The following is a 17,473-nucleotide window of genomic DNA, read 5'->3' on the forward strand; positions in this document are numbered from 1 at the left end:
GCCGATTACTGTTGGTAGTAAATCAATATGTATATCTAACTGCCAAAACTATCTCAAATATAAAGATTTATAAATGAAGCTATCTAAATAATCTAGATTATTATAATCACGATTATATAGATAACGCGTAAGGGCGCCGGCGTATAAAGAATCCGCCCGATTCCCTATGTTGTGTGGGATACCGGGCGGATTGCGTGGATGAGGATGGTTTAGCGGCCGTCGTCCTGTTGCAGGCGCGACTGCTCGTTGCGACGAGCCTGTTTGGAGAGCAGACGGGCGGGCTTATCGGGATCGGGAACCGCCGTGGGCAGGGGCTCGTCCACGTGGCCTCCCCACCAGCCGCCCACAAAGTTGAGCGTGTGGAATACGTTGATGACGGCGCCCGGGTCGATATCCTGTACCAGCTTGATGATGTCCTGGCTTTCATATGTGGAGACCACGGTGTGCAGCAGGTACATCTTTTCGCGACTGTAGCCGCCGATGACCTCCGCGCAGCTGATGCCGTGCTGGAAATGGTTGACGTAAGCGGTCATGACCTCGTCCGCCAGACGCGTGGTGATCTGCAGCGTAACGCGGTCATAGCGATGGTAGAAGCTGTCGATGGTCTTGGTGGAGATGAACTGGAACACAATGGAATACGCTGCGTTGTCCCAGCCGAACATCCAGCCAAAGATGACCAGGATGAAGCAGTTGAAAGCGAAGATGACGCCCCAGATGGTCTTGCCGGTATGGTTGGAAACCCACAGGGCGATAAAGTCGGTGCCGCCGGTGGATGCGCCCGCCTTGAGCGCGATGGCGATGGAGAGGCCGGAGACCACGCCGCCAAAGATGATGAGCATGATCTTATCGCCCAAAAACGGAGCGAAATGGAAGATGTTGAGGAAGAGCGAGGACAGGGCGACCTGCGCCATGGAGAAGATGACGAAGCGCTTGCTGATGCCGCTCCAGCACATGAGGGCGACGGGAATGTTGAGCGCGAGCATGCCGAGCGAGGTGTCGATGTGAACGCCGCCTAGCGAGGTGATGCGGTCGACAAGGACCGCCACGCCGGTAAAGCCGCTGGGCAGCAGATCTGCGGGTTGGACGAATGCTTGGATGAGGAAGGTCTGGATAAAAGCGGAGATGATGACGGCGACTGCGGTGATGATGCGGCGGACTACGGTTAGGCGCGCAAGCTCCAGCGCGCGGTCGGTGAGGTTGTCGACGACGTTCGCCACGTGGTCTCCTTTGCGGTGATGGGAGTGATGGTTGGAGTGTGTCGAGCGATTGTATCATGCGCTTGCTTCACATATCGCCGTTCCTGTCAGGCGGTGCGGCGCGGGCACCTTTCGACTCTGGCTCTCTCAGCTTCACCGAGGTCTGGGAGGTGCGGTTAATGGGGGGGGCGGTATTCCCGAGGCGGGCGCCGCGATCGCGGGCATCATGACGAAGAAGTTATCGCGCTTCGCGCTGCAAAACGCCTGCGCGGAGGTGAAGTCGCGAGTCGTCGCGCGCCTGAAAGCGTTTTACGAGCGATTTAGAAACCTGGGAGCGGACTGATAAGCGGTAGGCGCCACAAGAAAGCCATCCCTCAGGTCGGTCCCGGCGCTCGTACAAAGAACGATGACCGTGCCTCGCTACTTCATGACGGGCGACCGATTCTGCGGCGTAGGGAATTTCCTCGCATGTTGCTCGTATCGGTCGAGGGCGGCGAGTCGAACGGCACCATATTTCGAATCGTTTGCCGGAGCCATTGCCCATATCTCGTGTTGGTCGACGTGACTACTTGGACTGCCGCTCATGAAGGCGCTAGCGTGGCATCTCCCAGACGCCCCGCCCTTACGGAAGACTCAAGTTGCAGCGGTTGCAAAGAATCGGCTCATGGTCGTGCAGCAGTTTTACCGGAGGTTTAATTGGGCCTGCGGGGTAAACCAGTTCTCGATATGAGATCGACGCGTGTGCCGACGCAAATGGAGTAGGAGAGGGCTATCTGACGATCGCCAAGGAGCAACCTGTTTTGGAGTAGGAGCAGCGTCTCTGGTTCGCGCGTACGGAGGAGCTTTGAAACCGAGCCGCTCGGTTTGTCGAAGACCCTAACCTCCTGAGTCTGGACGATGCCAGCGGGTACGTTGTTCAGTTTGAACAAGTTTGGGAACAAGGCGCATGATTGTGCCGATTGGGCGTTAGCTGTGAGCGCAACGAGGCAGTTATCAATTGATTCGAGAAACAGGTCAAGCTGGGCGACGTCCCCATCGTTGCTTGTCATGAGATAGTCTTCGAGCCAGTCAAGGTCGGAGGGTAAGGATCCGACCGGCATCGCTTCGTAACGCTTGTCCGCAAGGTTCTCGTCGGCAAAGGGAAAGCAATACTTTGCAAGGGAGCGAACGGCTTTTGGGTGGCAGAGGTATGAGCCGCTTCCCTGCTTGCTATATATGACTCCTTGGTCGATGAGCGCCTGCAGTCCGCTTCTTAATGACGAGCGGGTGATGCCGAGCTCCTCCGCAAGGGATCGTTCAGTTGGAAGTCGGTCTCCTGCTTTGAGGCCGTGCGTTTCAATAAATTGAAGTACGTATTCTTCAACGTCGCTTGAGAGAAGATTGAAAAGCTTCGGCATGAGGATCCCTAGATGCCCTGGTAGTTGATCGAGTAGACGCCGTCTGAGATGATGGCATCAGTATAGTAGCTGCAGAATGCAGGTAGAACGGCGACGTCGGTGAACTCAACGACGTTGTTCCCTCCGTCGAGCGCGGTGATTTGGATGCGCATGACGGGGGTGCCCTCCGCCGTGCCAAGCGCTCGGGCGTTGCTTTGTCGGGCGCGGGTGCTCGACAGTTTCTGGTTGATGTGCTGGATCTCGACGTGGTTCATCCGGAAGGTGTCGTAAAGGGAGTAGACCTTAAAATCTATCGATTCGATACCCTTTATGAGCGACGGGATCGTGAACGTGTTTTCGACGGAGATTGGGACTCCGTTGCCGGAGCGCAAGCGGACAATCTGGAATAGCTCAGAGCTTTCGGGGACATCGAAGATACGGGAGAGGCAGAATCCTGCCGAGCGGAGCTGGGTCCTCAATATGCTCGAGGACGGTTCGTAGCCGGCGCGACTAAGGAGCTCGTTCATACCCTTGAAGTGTATGGCGGCATCGTCGATATCGGTTTGCATGACAAACGTTCCTTTGCCATGGACCCGCTTGAGTCGGCCCGTATCGACAAGGATATCGATTGCCGACCTGATCGTTGCGCGGCTCACTTCAAATGTTTCGGCGAGTGTCCTCTCGGAAGGGATACGCGTTCCGCAGGGATATGTGCCCGAGGCTATTCCGTCTTGCAGCGCTTTAGCAATATCGTCGATCGAATTCATCAGTGATAACTCTTCTCTAACCACATGGTCAGATAAATATACCAAATAACGGTGGAAAACTACCGTTCATGGCAAAAATGGTAGATTGAAAAGTCATAGTGGTTGTCATTTTTGATTAATAGGTATATCTATAATAACAAGTGGTTGCAACGCTTAGTAATTAGATCACCGCATCTTGGTATGACGAGGAAGGAATTGACATGGTTGGATATGACGAAGCGATCTATCGCGAGGTACTTGAGAAGGCAATTGATAACATCGATGAAATCAACGCGGCGGTTGATGGGATCTGCGAGAAGGGCTACAAGAACCTCTACCTGGTTGGATCTGGTGGTACTTATTCCATGGCAAGTCCTGTTACCTACCTTCTCAAGACGCATTCTTCTATCCCCTGGTACTGGGAGATCGCCGCGGAGCTCGTGAAAGCAAAGCCGGTGTCGCTCGGCAAGGATTCTGTCGTAATCACGGCATCTCTTTCGGGAACCACTGTCGAGACAATCGAGGCAGCGAAGTACGCCCAGTCCCTCGGTGCTAAGGTCATTTCTTTGGTTGGAGAGGATGGCTGCCCACTGTCCGAATGCTCGGATTACGTTTTCGAGAACAAGAAGGCATCGAACGACAACCTCGTCGAGGAGATCTATATCCAGTACTTTGCCATCGCCGCCCGCTTCATGAAGAATAACGGGGAGTTCCCCGAGTACGACAGCTTCATGGGCGCCCTCAAGAAGATGCCCGATGTTCTCCAGGGCGTGAGGGAGCAGCAGGACGCCGCGGCGCTCGAGTTCGCAACGAGGCACAAGGATACTCCGTTCCACATGTGCGTTGGCTCCGGCAACGTTTGGGGCGAGACCTACTGCTTCGCGATGTGCGTGCTCGAGGAGATGCAGTGGATCGCGACCAAGTCCATCCATGCTGCGGAATTCTTCCACGGCACCATTGAGATGACCGATCCCGAAATGAGCTTCATGCTCTTTAAGAGCGAGGACGAGACCCGTCCCCTGGTTGACCGAGTCGAGCGGTTCGTGCGCCAGCATACCGACAAAGTTCAGGTATGGGACACTAGGGACTTCAAACTTGAGGGAGTCGAAGAGAGCGTCCGCCCGCTCGTCTCCCCTCTGGTCATGTCCGCGATGCTGGAGCGCGTGAGCACTCATCTCTCGATCCTCCGCGATCACGATCTTGATATACGCCGCTACTATCGGGTGGTTGAGTACTAATGATTAAGCTATTGCGCGTCGACGAGCGCCTCGTTCACGGCCAGGTGGCGCTTGCGTGGACCAACTCCCTCAATGCCGATTGCATCTTCGTGGTTAACGATGACGTTAGAAAAGACAAGCTCCGCCTGACGACGCTTAAGATGGCGGTGCCCGCCGGCGTCAAATTCGTCTCCAAAAGCGTTGATGATGCTGTCGAGGTTCTTAACTCCGGTAAGACGGATAAATACAAGATGCTTGTCGTCGTCGACAGCGTGGCGGATGCTCTCAAGCTTGCGAAGGGCACCGAACTCGTCACCAGCGTGAACCTTGGCAACATGAAGCGTCTTGAAGGCCGCCGGCAGCTTACGTCTTCGGTATTCGCTACGGACGAGGAAATCGGGGCGATTCGAGAGCTCCTCTCCATGGGAGTCTCGGTAGGGTGCCAGCCGGTCCCAACGGAGGCGAGCGTTCCCGTCGAAACACTTATCTAGGTGGGGAACTAATTTACGAGATAGAGTTTGAGAGGTGGGATAATGATTATTCAAGCAGCCCTAGTCGCCGTTGTTGCGTTCCTCGCTTCGGTCGATGAACAACTATTTGGTGCAAGCATGATGGCACGTCCCCTATTCACCGGTATGCTGGTCGGTGCGATTATGGGCGATATCCAGACGGGTGTAACCGTCGGAGCGGCTCTTGAAGCAATGTTTATGGGCTCCATCATGGTTGGCAGCGCCGTTCCCCCCGAGGTGTACGCTTCGAGCACGTTGAGCATCGCCGTGGCGATAAATGCCGGTACTGGCGCTGGTTCTGCCGTCGCGCTGGCTCTGCCCCTTTCTGTCTTCTTGCAGATGTGGAGAAATTTCTGCTATGCCGTCCCGGGGAGCTGGGCTGGAACGAAGATCCAGGAGGCGCTGGACGCACGCGATCTTAAAAGGGCAAATATTCTGCATCTTACGGTCGTGCCTCTGTCTCTTGGCATTCCCTCGGCGCTGCTGGTGTTCATTTCCTTGTATTTTGGCGCGGACGGAATCAATGCGGCGCTGAACGCGATTCCGCAGGTTGTACTCGACGGATTCAACGTTGCGGCTGGCGTTTTGTCTTGTGTCGGCTTGGCCATGCTTATCAAGATCATGTCGAACAACAAGATTCTTCCTTACCTGTTCCTGGGATTCATTGCGGTCGTTTACCTGGGCATGGATGTTATCGGCGTCGCGGTTGCGGGTCTTTGCGTTGCCCTCATTGCAGTATTCAACATGAAGTTTGATGAAGAGGAGGACTTCTAATGAGCGAGCAGGCTTTTCAGGTAAATAAGCAGGGCGTCGGGACGATGACCCCCGCGGAGCAGCGCAGTATATTCTGGCGTTCGTTTACCATTCAGGGTTCTTGGTCGTTCGACAAGATGATGGCGTACGGATGCATGTACGCCCTCGAGAAGCCCCTTCGTAGAATCTATTCGAGCGATGATGACTTCTACGCTGCCCTCGAAAGGCATACCGAGACCTTCAATATCACGCCCCATGTCTCTCCGTTCGTCCTAAGCCTGGCCGTCGCCATGGAGGAGGAGGCGGCAAAGAATCCGGATTTTGATGTGAAGGCAATCAATAACCTCAAGGTTGGCCTGATGGGTCCCCTTTCAGGAATCGGTGACTCATTCTTCTGGGGAACGTTTCGAGTAATCTGCGCCGGAATCGGAATCGGCCTCGCCTCGACCGGCAACATGATGGGCAGCATCCTCTATTTTCTTTTGTACACCGCGATTCATTTTGCAACCAAAATTCTTGCGGGAAAACTCGGTTATCAGCTGGGAACCCAGTTTTTGGAGAAGTCGGAAGAGGCGCATCTTATGGAACGCCTTTCTTACGGCGCATCGATCCTCGGTATGACCGTTATCGGCGCGATGATCGCGACCATGGTCTCGCTTTCCACCAGCTTAACGTTTACGCTTGGCGGTACGGAAACCGCGCTGCAGTCTATCTTCGATCAGATCTTCCCGAATTTGCTGCCCCTTGCCGCGACTTTCATTTGCGTCTGGCTGCTTAATAAAAACGTTAAGACCATTTACATCATCCTTGGAATCTTCGTACTCAGCGTTTTGGGATGCATGCTTGGCATCTTTTGATTTGAGGAATGAAGCCCCTTCGCGGATCGCGAGCTGAGAGGCTAAACGAAAATACATACAGCTTCAAGATGCGGTTGGAAGCGCTCGATTCGGTCATTTGCCGGATTGAGCGCTTCTACTTAATCCATGGCATATTTCAGGCTCTTCGTGGATTCGTATGGGTATACGCTTCGGAAAAAGCGAGTCCGATACGAATGGCGGTCTACACAATCGATGGGCGCTTGCAGTCGCCTGATAGATTTGCATAGATGGCGATATACGGCCGGCCTTCAAGCGGTCTACGCATTTCTGGGTATGAGCCCCATATGCGAGTGGGCAACAAGGCGGAGGCCTCCCATGATCTACGCTATTTCTGATATCCACGGCTGCCTGGACGAGTTCGAGGAGGCGCTCGCCGGCGTCGACCTCTCCGAAGTGGGGTCGCGCCTGGTGCTGCTCGGCGAGTACTGTGACAGGGGGCAAGGGCTCCTACGACATCTTCCCTTCAGCCTCTTGTTGAGGAACCCAAGATGAATACCGAGAACGTCGGTGGTTTGAGCTTGAAGTCGGGTTTTTGGGAGATTCGTCCAGCGTTTAAGGACGACCCCCATGATCCGCGCGGACTGCATCTATCTCGAAGCGGGGTGGGCCTTGCATGCGATTCGCAAGGCAGGATTTATGACCGCGTTCGTATCATCTTCGCCTCGCGCCTTGTGTGGGGCGCGATGTTTCTGGACTTGTTTACAAGAAGCGCGCCATATATGTTGGCATGCAGGTGACGTCACCGTCTTGTCGAAGGTCTTTTGTATACGCCAGGAAGCGTCGCCCAATCCTGGATGCATATTTCTCGCCAAACGCATCAAGTGAGGCATGGGTTTTGTATCCCGAGGACTTGACCTCAACGGGAGAAATCTTTTTACCGTCGCTTACAACAAAGTCAATCTTGTAGTTGCGGTTTGCGCCCTTTTTTGGCCAGGTGTGATAAAACAGCTTGTGTCCTTGTGCGACAAGTTCCTGCGCAACGACGTTTTCGTAAACCGAGCCGAGATTTGCCGGCAGCTTGTCAGAAAGCAATGCTTGGTACACGGTGTTATCGGTAAAATCCCTGTCTTTGAACATAAGGGTTACAAACAGTCCCGTATCAGCAAGGTATAGTTTAAATTTCTCGAGATCTATGCTTGAAGACATTCCCACATTGGGATCGTTTGCGTGATAGGCAACAAGCGTTGTCTTAGACTCCTTTAGTTCTGATATCTCCTCAAGTACGTCGGATGCCTGGCGATTGGCCAGCACTGCTGAAACCTGGTATCGAGATGCCTTTTTGGAGAGTTGCGCTGGAATGGCGTCAAAGAGAAGGGATAGCGCTCCGGACGGGCTGATCTTATGAAAGTCGTCTTCGTAAAGCGAGATGATGCCGCGTTTAACGGTATCGACTGCCTGGAGGTTGTTGGTTTCTATATATGAGCTGACGGCTTGAGGCATGCCACCAACTAGCATGTAAAGACGGAAGTCCCTCATGAGCTTGCGATTGAGCTGGTCGCCAAGCGGACGCCTCTCTTCAAAAGTTTTCTTCAGTAGAGGGATTGTGCCCATATCGCCAAGTGCCCATTTGAACTCTTCAAAATCCATGGGCCGCATCTGAAGCTTATATTCTTCGCTGGGAATAACAATTCCTTGGACGTTCCTTCTAATCGATATGAGCGAGCCGGTCTCTATATAGTCATAGCGACCGTCTGCGACTAGATGTTTGATTGCTTGCCGCGCCTTTGGGCAGAGCTGCACCTCGTCAAAGATAATTGCCGATTCTCGCTTATGGAGCTGAACTCCGTAATGCAGCTGCAATTGTAAAAAAAGATAGTCCAAATCCGAGACATCCTCGAACAGCTCTCCAACAGATTGGGGTGCGGCTGAGAAATCTACAAGGATGTGGGTGCGATACTCGTTTTGTGCGAACGCTTTGGCAACAGTGGACTTGCCAACGCGCCGGGGCCCTTCGATAAGGGCTGCCGTTCTGCCGCTATCCCTGCGCTTCCATTCCAGCAGGTATTCATATATCTTTCGCGTGAACATAGCCCTCCAACCCGATTTCCGCACTTTTTATTTTAGCGATTTACCCGACTTCCGCACTTTTTATTTGGGCGATTTACCCGATTTCCGCACTTTTTGAGTCTTGAGCCAAGGCTCGCGGCAGGCGTTGCCATGGCGCACAAGCGTGCGGAACAAGCCTAAGGAAAACCCGGTCTGGAGGTCGATGGCGTCCTCTGCTAGCGTGGTGAGGGTACAAGGCTATGACCTACAAGGTGTGACCATGCGAGATACGAGGGCGGCCGTATGAATAACCAGGCGTTGGACACGCTTAAAACCTACTTTGGCTATGGATCTTTCCGTCCCGGGCAGGACCGCATGGTGCAGGCCATCCTGTCTGGCCGCGATGCCTTGGGAGTCATGCCCACCGGTGCCGGCAAGTCCATCTGCTACCAGGTGCCCGCGCTCATGCTGAAGGGACTCACGCTGGTGGTGAGCCCGCTGGTGTCGCTCATGGGCGATCAGGTGCGTTCGCTGCTGGCGGCGGGCGCGCATCCTTCATACCTCAACTCGTCCCTTACCGTGCCGCAGCAGAACACGGTACTGCGCCGCGCGGAAGACGGATGGTACCAGATCATGTACGTAGCGCCCGAGCGCTTGGCAGATCCGCGCTTTATGGAGTTCGCGCAACGTCTGGCGTCCCCCGGCGGTTACGGCATTCCGCTGGTGGCGGTGGACGAGGCCCACTGCGTCTCCCAATGGGGCCAGGATTTTCGCCCATCCTATCTGCAGATCTCCGCATTCATAGAGGCCCTGCCGCAGCGTCCGGTGGTAGCGGCCTTCACGGCTACCGCTACCGAGCGCGTGCGGGAGGACATTGTCCATATGCTCGATTTGCGCTCGCCGCAGACCGTGGTGACCGGCTTCGACCGACCCAATCTGTTCTTTGGAGTGGAAGAGCTGGGCGATAAGGCGAAGGCCGCCTGGATACGCTCCTATGTCGCGCAGCATAGCCAGGAGAGCGGCATCATCTATTGCTCGACTCGCAAGGCGGTGGACGAGCTTTCCGCGGAGCTGTCGCTGGCGTTGATGCCCCAAGGTATCCGGGTGGGGCGCTACCACGCGGGCTTGGGTAACGATGAGCGAACGCAAAACCAGGCGGACTTTATCGACGACCGCGTGCCGGTGATGGTGGCCACCAATGCGTTTGGCATGGGTATCGACAAGCCCAACGTGCGATACGTGATTCACAACAACGTGCCGGAAAGCATCGAGGCGTATTACCAAGAGGCGGGCCGCGCCGGCCGCGACGGCGATCCCGCCAGCTGCTATCTGCTGTGGAACGGCAACGATTTCAGACTGCGCCGGTTCTTGATAGAGAAGAGCCGTGATGCGGCGGGGTTGGACGAGGACGGCTTGCCGCGTCCCGACCTTGACCAGGAGCAGCTTGAGCGCGCCTGCCAGAACCGTTACCGTCTTCTGCGCCAGATGGAGGGCTACTGCCAGACTACCGGGTGCTTGCGCGAGTACATGCTCCGCTATTTTGGGGACGAGGGCGCATTGCCGGATGCGCGGACGGGCGCGCAGCTGGGCGCCAGCCAGCCCTTGTCCGCAAAGAGCGATGGTTGCGGCGCATGCTCCAACTGCCTTACCGAGTTTGAGGTGGAGGACGTGACGCAGGTTGCCCGCGCGATCGTGGAGTTTGTGGCGCCGCGGGCGGGCCGGTTTGGCAAGACGCTTATAGCCGATGCCCTGCACGGCGCCAACAACGAGCGGGTGCGCAACTGCCATCTCGATGAGGCGGCGGGATACGGCGGGCTGGCTGATTGCTCCCTGGCGCGTATCAAGGATGTGGTGGACCAGCTCGCGGGCCGCGGATACCTTTCCGTATCGCAGGGGCAGTATCCCGTCATCGCGCTGGGGCCGTGTGCGGTCGAGGTGCTGGGAGAGAGCTCTGGCGACGGGGCTTCGTCTGCGACGCCGTTTGAATTCACTATCAAGCGCAGGTCCAGCAAGCGCTCCGGATCTGTCCGCGCCCGCCGTGCGGTCGATTTGCTGCGCGAGGAAGCCGCCCTGGATGCTCGGCCTCGCGTGGGCGATGACGCCGAGCTGTTCGAGAGCCTGCGCGAGCTGCGTACGGATTTTGCGCGCGAGCGGGGTTGGGCGCCCTATATGGTGTGCAGCGACGCGGCTCTTCGCGGCGTGTGCCGTCGGCGCCCCCATAGCCTTGAGGAGCTTTTGGATGTTCCGGGCATCGGCGAGAAGAAGGCAGCGGACTTTGGTCGCGCGTTTTTGGAGCGCATCGAGGAGTTTGAGAACCAGCATTTGGGTGAGGTTTAGCCGCTGTTGCAAAAGTCCAGCTAAGCGCGGTGCTCCCACATTTTTCCTTGGAACTTTGTGCGAGACTCCCACATTTTGCTTGGGAAGTTGTTATTGGGCTCGTTTGAGAGCACGGGTGAGAGCGCGGGAGAGGGTGAGCTCTACCACCAGGTGAGGCGGTTGATGTTGTCGCGGATGTGCTGGCAGCTGGCGTGGAACGCCTCGAGCTCAGCCTGGGAGAGGTCCAGCTCCATCACGCGCTCGACGCCGTTGCGACCGATGATGCAGGGCAGCGAGGTGAAGATGCCCTCCTCGCCGTACTGGCCGGTCATAAGGGTGGAGGCGCCCATCACGGCATGCTCGTCATGCAGTACGGCGGCGACCACGCGAACGGCAGCGTTTGCCACGGCGTACTCGGTGCACTGCTTGCCGGCAAAGGTGACGTAGCCGCCTTGGCGCGCCTTGTCCTCCATCTCGGCCAGGTCAAAGGCGAAGCGCTCGGGCTCCTCGTCCGCCAACTGCGCCAAGGGCTTGCCAGAGATGGAGGCGGACTTCCAGGCCGCCAGCATGGACGCTCCGTGCTCGCCAATCATATAGGCGTTGATGGACTTGGGGTCCAAGTTGCAAGCGAGCGAGATCTGGGAGCGCAGGCGCGCGGAGTCCAAACCGGTGCCCGATCCGATGATGCGCGAGGGGTCGTAGCCGGTGAGATGCCAAAACTCCGTGCAGACCACGTCGCAGGGGTTGGAGATAGAGACCCAGATGCCGTCGAAGCCCGCATCGACAATGCGGTTGTCAAAGGTACGGCAGGCATCCGTGGTAAAGAAGAGCTCGCCGTCGCGGTTGCCTGCGGCCAGCGAGACCTTGCCGGCGGCGTTAACGATGACGTCGCAGCCCGCAAGCTCCTCATAGCGGTCCTGGCAGTCGACAATCTTGGTGTTGTACGGGCAGAATTGCAGCGAGTCGCGCAGGTCCTGCGTCTCGGACGCGGATTTGACGGAGTCGATGTCGCACAGGTAGAGCTCGTCCGCCAAGCCCTGCAGCAGCAGGCTGTTCGCCACATGGGCGCCCACGTGGCCCATTCCCACAATGCCAACGGTTCGCGGCTTGATCATGATGCATCCCTTCTGGTTGGGGAGCGTCGCGGGCTTTCGCGGCGCGCCGGCGTTTTGTTGCCGTGCATAGTAGCGCTGCAATGTGTCGGCTCTGTTGCAGAACGGGGCGCGGGGCTTGCCGCGTGCATCATTTCGCCGCTTGCAGCTTTTGCGCGATACAAGCGGGCCGCAAGCGGGTATCGTATGCTTTACGCGTAAAAGCGAGAGCCTAGCAATAGAGCCTAGTAACCTCGAGGTGGACCATGCCCATTCGCATACCAGACGCCCTGCCGGCAACCGAGACGCTGGAGAGCGAGAATATCTTTGTCATGACGGAGTTCCGCGCGCTACATCAGGACATTCGTCCCCTGCGCGTGCTGATCTTGAACCTCATGCCCACCAAGATCGCGACTGAGACGCAGATCATGCGCAAGCTCTCCAATACGCCTCTGCAGTGCGAGGTGGAGTTGCTGCGCACCAGCAGCCACGAGGCTAAAAACGTGTCTGCCCAGCATCTGGATACCTTCTACCGCACGTTCGACGAGGTCCGCGATTCCAACTTCGACGGCCTTATCATCACCGGCGCTCCCGTTGAGCAGCTGGATTTTGCGGACGTCGACTATTGGGATGAGCTGGTCGAGATCATGGATTGGTCCACCACCAACGTGCATTCCACCTTCCATATCTGCTGGGGCGCGCAGGCTGGCCTGTACCATCACTACGGTATCGACAAGCACGAGCTGCCGGCCAAGCTCTCCGGCGTGTACGAGCACCGCGTGATCAAGCCCTCCTCGCCTTTGGTGCGCGGTTTCGACGACCGCTTTTACGCCGTTCATTCCCGCTATACGGGCGTGGACGAGGACGCCGTTGCGGCGAATCCTGACCTGGAGATCATCGCGACCTCCGACGTTGCCGGACTCTACATTGTAAAGTCCGTCGATAGCAGGCGGTTCTTTGTCTTTGGCCATCCGGAGTACGACAGCGACACGCTGCGCCTTGAGTACGAGCGCGACGTCAAGCGCGGCATCGACCCCGACGTGCCGGTGAACTATTTCCCCAACGACGACCCTTCGCGCGAGCCGCTTAACACTTGGAACAGTCAGGCGCAGCTGCTCTACACCAACTGGCTCAACTATTACGTGTATCAGACCACGCCCTACGACATCGAGCGCGTGGGCGAGTAGGGGGACTCGTCTTTGCAGCGCGTCTCTCGCTGCGGCTCTTTTCGAGGGGAAAGCGCTTAGGTGCGATTGTTTTTAGGCAAAATCGTTCTTTGATGGCGGGTAATCCAGGTACCGCCGCTTGCCAAAATCGGCCTCCGTTGGCATTGAAAAGCCAAAATCGGCCTTCAGTGGCATGTTTTACGGCAATACCGAAAAAGCGCGAGGCTCTTACCTGCGGTTTACCAAAAACGACCTTCAGTGGCAGCGGGAAAACTGCCATCGGAGGTCGTTTTTGGCTTTTCGGCGCCATCGGAGGTCGATTTTGCCTAGTGCTAACAAGTCATATTTGAACTATCAAGCTGTTAAACAGAGCGTCCCGTCTGGGTTCATTGCTCGTTTTGCGCCTGAGGTCTAGGAAGTAATCCTTCGGATGGGGCTGTATGCCTCAATCAGCTGCGGCAGGCGCATGCGGGCATTGGCGGCGCTGGTAGAGGGCAGGGCGGTTAGCGGAATGCCGCGCTCGCGCAGCAGCGAGCCGTCAAAGCGCTTGGCGAGCGCCGCCGCCTTGCCGCCGGTGCAAAAGACGTGCTGGATGAGGGTGGCGTCCAGAATGCGGGTGAGGTCGTTGGGCTCCGGCTCCGCGATGCTGGCGTCGCTGGCGCCCGCGATGGTGCAGGAGTGCAGAACGTCCCACAGCGCGATGTGGCGCTGCAGCAAGAAGGCGCGCCGCGGCCCGTTCTTGTCCAGCGCATGGTCTGCTAAGCCGTAAAGGCTCTCCATTACGCGCCAAAAGCGGTTTTGGGGGTGGCCATAGTAAAAGCCCACCTCGCGGGATGCGGGCGAGGGCATGGTGCCCAGCACCAGCACCCGCGAGGACTCGTCGAAAACGGGCTCTATGGTATGGATGGCGCGCCTGGCCTCCATGTGCAGCGGCTAAGCGAGCAGGTCCACGGGCACCAGGTCCGCGTGCGATGCTTCGATGATGTCGCGCCCGCCAAAGACGCATGCCGGAGCGGCCTCCGCTACACGCGTGACGGTTTTGCCAAGCTGGCGCAGATCCTCGGGCGTTGCCTTGAGCAGCTGCTCGCGCAGTTCAAGGCGCCAGTTGGCGGGCCGCTTGGCAAAGTACTCGTTGTCCTGGCGTTTGGTGAGCGCGTAGGGCTTGATGGGCGCGTCAAAGCCGGAAGCGCAGCTGACCACCATACCCTCGAAGGCATCCCGCGTGGGCTCGAAGGTGCTGAGCCACTCGCCGGCGCGCGCGATGCGCTCCAGAGAGGGGTCGATCGCCGGGTCGCGGTAGGTGTAGAAGGCCAGCTGACGGTCCATCATGGTGCGGAAGCCGCAGCCGTAGGCGCCGCCCTTGACGCGGATCTCGTTCCACAGGTACTCGTACGTGACCGCCTGCGCGGCAACGGCCCAGGTACCGTCCATCTGGATGTCGAGTACGCGGGGGTCGGTGCTGCGGGCAACGTAGCACACGTCCGAGGGGATGATGAAGGCCTCGCGACGCGGCTCCGGCATGGGGACGTAGAGCTCCTTGGCAGGGGCGGTGCGGGGCGTAAGGCCCAGGTTGCCGGCGACCTCCCAGTAGCGCTGGTAGTCCTCGTCCGAACCGGTGAAGCTGGTCACGGTGTTGGTGGAGGTGAAGATGCGCGTCTGGAGCTCCTGCAGTTTGGCAACAAGATCTTCCTTGCGCTCATCGAAGTTGTCGAGCAGGTCGCGCAAGAAGCGGTAGAAGTCTACGCCGGAAAGCTGCTGGGCGACTACGGCGGCGGGCGACACGTAGCTCATGGCGCGTGCCAGCGCGGCGGCGTGGCCGGCGTTGAGGAAGCTCTGCTCTGCGCCGATGCGCATCTGGACCAGTACATCGTGGATGCGGTCGATATCCTCGAAGAGCGTCTCGCTCCAGACCTCGGCGGGGATCTGCGCCAGGGCATCGATTTTCTCGGAGAGGGCGCCGGCGGCGACGGTGAGCTTGGGTGCGGCGAGCTTCCAGTTGGGCTGGCTGATGACCTCTGCGCGGAATGAGAGGAAGCCAAGGTTGGAATCGATATAGCTATCCAGTTCCGCGGCGCTGCGGCGCTTGGTTGCCAGCTGCTGCATCAGGCGGGAGAGGATGGTGACGTAGGGCAGCTCGGCGTAGCTCAGGTGCGAGATATCGAAGTAGGTGAGCGCGTAGGCCAAACGATGCGTGGGGATGTTGTGCTTGAGGCAGGGCAGCGGCGCGTTGGCGTCCAGCACGGGCTTGGGCTCCGAGCGGGCCGGGCCGATGTCCGACACGTGCAGGCGCGGCAGCGTTGCCTTGGCCTCGGGCGAGTCCTCCGCCTCTTGCTGGGCGCGCAGGCGCTCGACATCGTCCACGATCTGCTGCAGCTGCTCATGGGTAAGGGATGCCTTGATGGCTGCGAGCTCTGCTGCCTCGCCGGCGTCGGCTGAGGGGGCGCCGGTTTCGAGGTCGGCGTTCTCTAGCTCGTCCTCATCCGCGGCATCTGCGGCGTCAACGTCGAGCGCGGCGGATGCGGCGCCCGTGGGGATGAGCTCTACCAGCGCGTTGTGGTCGCTCTCGAGCACCAGGTCGCGCAGCAGGTCCTCAAAGTAGGTGCCGTCAAGCTCGCGGCGCAGCTCTGCATAGATGGGGGTGTAGCTAAGGGCCAGGGTGGCGGCGTCATCGTCGTAGAGCCAGGTGCTCAGGACGTCGCAGGAGATGGCGACGCCGTCGGCGATGCCGTAGTCGCGTTGGCGCAGGTCGTACTCGTCGTTGGAGATGGCCGCCTCCAGGCGGTCGCGCGGCACGCCTTGTTCTACCAGGCGGCGGCACTCGTCCTGGATGATCTGACGAAGCTGGCGCGCCACCTGCGGCTTAGCGTTTTGCAACATGATGAGGCCGTAGGGCTGCAGCATGTCGCCGGCGGTGTAGTAGGTGACGTTGCCGCCCAAGCCGGCCGCCATGATGGCCTTCTTGACGGGGGCCTCGTTGGAGCCCATGAGGGAGTCCATCAACAGGTCTGCGGCGACGATGCGCTTGCGATCCAGGGCGTCGCCCAGCACGTAGGCCATGCCTACCAGGGCGTTCTCCGGCGTGGTGTCCATCTGGATGGAAGCATAGTCGCAGACCACGGGCTCCTGGCGCTCGAGCGGGTTGGGGTCGCCGGCGCACGCGCGCGAGGCGGCGTTGTCGCACGACAAGAACTCATCGTCCAAAAACGCGAGCATGCGATCGGCATCGAGGTCGCCATAGAGGGTGATGTAGCTGTTGGCAAGGTTGTAGTGGCGCGCGTGGTTATCCAGGAAGTCCTGGTAGGTTAGCTGCGGGATGGCGCGCGGGTTGCCGCCGGACTCGTGCGCGTAGGCGGTGTTGGGGAACAGCGCCGCGGTGACGGCGTTGTCCAGCACGTCCATGGGGTCGGAAAGGGCGCCCTTCATCTCGTTGAAGACCACGCCGTTGTAGCGCAGGGTGCCGTCTTCAAGCTGGCCGCCCTGGGGAACGTCCAGCTCGTAGTGCCAGCCCTCCTGCTCGAAGATGGCGGGCTTGGTGTAGATGGCGGGGTTGAGCACGGCGTCCATGTAGACGCTCGCCAGGTTCATGAGGTCCTGCTCGTTAGTGGAGGCGACCGGGTAGACGGTCTTGTCCGGGTAGGTCATGGCGTTGAGGAACGTCTGCATGGAGCTCTTGATGAGGTCGACGAAGGGCTCCTTGACGGGATAGCGCTCGGAGCCGCACAAAACCGAGTGCTCCAGGATGTGGAAGACGCCGGTGTCGTCTGCGGGCGGGGTCTTGAAACCGATGGAGAACGACTTGTTCTCGTCCTCGCAGGGCAGGTACAGCAGGCGCGCGCCCGATGCGTCATGGCGCATGACGTAGGCGTGGGCGTCGAGCTCGGGGACGTCTTGGTCGCTAAGGACGGTGAAGCCGTGGAGGACGGGGTTTTTGCCCAGAAGCGCGGCGGCGCGCTGGATGGCGCCGGTTTGCGATGCGGTCATGGTGCTCCTATTCTGCGGTGGCGGGTCGCGGGCGGCGGGGCTTGCGGCGCGCGGCGTGCGTTATGCGGCATGCACGCGCTTGGCGCTCGCGGCGATGCGATCCGATGTGAATTTGCCTAAGGCATAGCTTACCCGTTAGAGGGTGCGTGGTTGCAGTGCGGGGACAATTGGGCCTTGGCGGTGCTTGCGGAATGCTCACGGCTCTTGTTTTTGCCACCGTTTGTCGGCGTCACCTGGTACCCGCCGCCGAAACAGGGT

14 protein-coding genes and 1 pseudogene are annotated in these 17,473 nt (G+C 58.5%); 7 read left to right on the forward strand and 8 right to left on the reverse strand.

Annotated features, from left to right (window positions below):
• Window positions 1-209: 209 nt before the first annotated feature.
• The 4 genes and pseudogenes from B3H65_RS05355 to B3H65_RS05370 form a co-directional block, all read right to left on the reverse strand.
• The gene (locus B3H65_RS05355) at window positions 210-1,217 is read right to left on the reverse strand and encodes a YitT family protein (RefSeq protein ID WP_286684431.1); all 1,008 of its coding nucleotides are present in this window, start codon (window positions 1,215-1,217) and stop codon (window positions 210-212) included.
• A 671-nt stretch (window positions 1,218-1,888) separates the two neighbouring features.
• A complete protein-coding gene (locus B3H65_RS05360) occupies window positions 1,889-2,593 on the reverse strand; it encodes a GntR family transcriptional regulator (RefSeq protein WP_286684432.1) in 705 nt (234 codons plus the stop codon).
• A gap of 8 nt (window positions 2,594-2,601) precedes the next feature.
• Window positions 2,602-3,141 (reverse strand): GntR family transcriptional regulator, encoded by a 540-nt coding sequence (locus tag B3H65_RS05365; protein WP_259298214.1) that lies wholly within the window; start codon window positions 3,139-3,141, stop codon window positions 2,602-2,604.
• 12 nt (window positions 3,142-3,153) lie between these two features.
• Window positions 3,154-3,339, reverse strand: a pseudogene (locus B3H65_RS05370) (GntR family transcriptional regulator); the annotation flags it as partial.
• 200 nt (window positions 3,340-3,539) lie between these two features.
• Between B3H65_RS05370 and B3H65_RS05375 the strand changes: the two are divergent.
• The 5 genes from B3H65_RS05375 to B3H65_RS05395 all read left to right on the forward strand — a co-directional run bounded on the left by B3H65_RS05375 (window position 3,540) and on the right by B3H65_RS05395 (window position 7,167).
• Window positions 3,540-4,556, forward strand: coding sequence for an SIS domain-containing protein (locus B3H65_RS05375; RefSeq protein ID WP_009141002.1), 1,017 nt, complete (start codon window positions 3,540-3,542; stop codon window positions 4,554-4,556).
• Entirely contained in the window at window positions 4,556-5,026 is a 471-nt protein-coding gene (locus tag B3H65_RS05380) for a PTS sugar transporter subunit IIB (RefSeq protein ID WP_286684433.1), read from the forward strand. Before B3H65_RS05375 ends, B3H65_RS05380 begins: the two co-directional genes overlap by 1 nt.
• 42 nt (window positions 5,027-5,068) lie before the next feature.
• Window positions 5,069-5,818, forward strand: coding sequence for a PTS mannose/fructose/sorbose/N-acetylgalactosamine transporter subunit IIC (locus B3H65_RS05385; RefSeq protein WP_220395550.1), 750 nt, complete (start codon window positions 5,069-5,071; stop codon window positions 5,816-5,818).
• Window positions 5,818-6,654, forward strand: a complete 837-nt coding sequence (locus tag B3H65_RS05390; RefSeq protein WP_009140998.1) for a PTS system mannose/fructose/sorbose family transporter subunit IID — start codon at window positions 5,818-5,820, stop codon at window positions 6,652-6,654. Before B3H65_RS05385 ends, B3H65_RS05390 begins: the two co-directional genes overlap by 1 nt.
• A 336-nt stretch (window positions 6,655-6,990) precedes the next feature.
• On the forward strand, window positions 6,991-7,167 hold the full coding sequence (locus tag B3H65_RS05395) for a metallophosphoesterase (protein WP_009140997.1): 177 nt from the start codon (window positions 6,991-6,993) through the stop codon (window positions 7,165-7,167).
• Window positions 7,168-7,374: 207 nt separating this feature from the next.
• Here the strand turns inward: B3H65_RS05395 and B3H65_RS05400 are convergent, their stop codons facing one another.
• Window positions 7,375-8,703: an ATP-binding protein gene (locus B3H65_RS05400; protein ID WP_286684434.1), complete on the reverse strand. Its 1,329-nt coding sequence runs from the start codon at window positions 8,701-8,703 to the stop codon at window positions 7,375-7,377.
• A 261-nt stretch (window positions 8,704-8,964) separates the two neighbouring features.
• On the opposite strand from B3H65_RS05400, the gene B3H65_RS05405 reads away from it, so the two are divergent.
• Window positions 8,965-10,998 (forward strand): RecQ family ATP-dependent DNA helicase, encoded by a 2,034-nt coding sequence (locus B3H65_RS05405; RefSeq protein ID WP_286684435.1) that lies wholly within the window; start codon window positions 8,965-8,967, stop codon window positions 10,996-10,998.
• A 140-nt stretch (window positions 10,999-11,138) separates the two neighbouring features.
• On the opposite strand, the gene B3H65_RS05410 is transcribed toward B3H65_RS05405, so the two are convergent.
• The gene (locus B3H65_RS05410; RefSeq protein WP_286684436.1) at window positions 11,139-12,092 is read right to left on the reverse strand and encodes a lactate/malate family dehydrogenase; all 954 of its coding nucleotides are present in this window, start codon (window positions 12,090-12,092) and stop codon (window positions 11,139-11,141) included.
• Window positions 12,093-12,334: 242 nt separating this feature from the next.
• On the opposite strand from B3H65_RS05410, the gene metA reads away from it, so the two are divergent.
• Entirely contained in the window at window positions 12,335-13,255 is a 921-nt protein-coding gene (metA, locus tag B3H65_RS05415) for a homoserine O-acetyltransferase MetA (protein WP_286684437.1), read from the forward strand.
• Window positions 13,256-13,645: 390 nt separating this feature from the next.
• Here metA and B3H65_RS05420 read toward each other — a convergent pair whose 3' ends face one another.
• Both B3H65_RS05420 and B3H65_RS05425 read right to left on the reverse strand, forming a co-directional pair.
• On the reverse strand, window positions 13,646-14,158 hold the full coding sequence (locus B3H65_RS05420) for a DNA-deoxyinosine glycosylase (RefSeq protein WP_286684438.1): 513 nt from the start codon (window positions 14,156-14,158) through the stop codon (window positions 13,646-13,648).
• 9 nt (window positions 14,159-14,167) lie between these two features.
• Entirely contained in the window at window positions 14,168-17,215 is a 3,048-nt protein-coding gene (locus B3H65_RS05425) for an insulinase family protein (protein ID WP_286684439.1), read from the reverse strand.
• Between the last annotated feature and the right edge of the window lie 258 nt (window positions 17,216-17,473).

The organism is Collinsella sp. UBA1693, from assembly GCF_002320115.1.
Classification (GTDB): Bacteria; Actinomycetota; Coriobacteriia; order Coriobacteriales; family Coriobacteriaceae; genus Collinsella; species Collinsella tanakaei.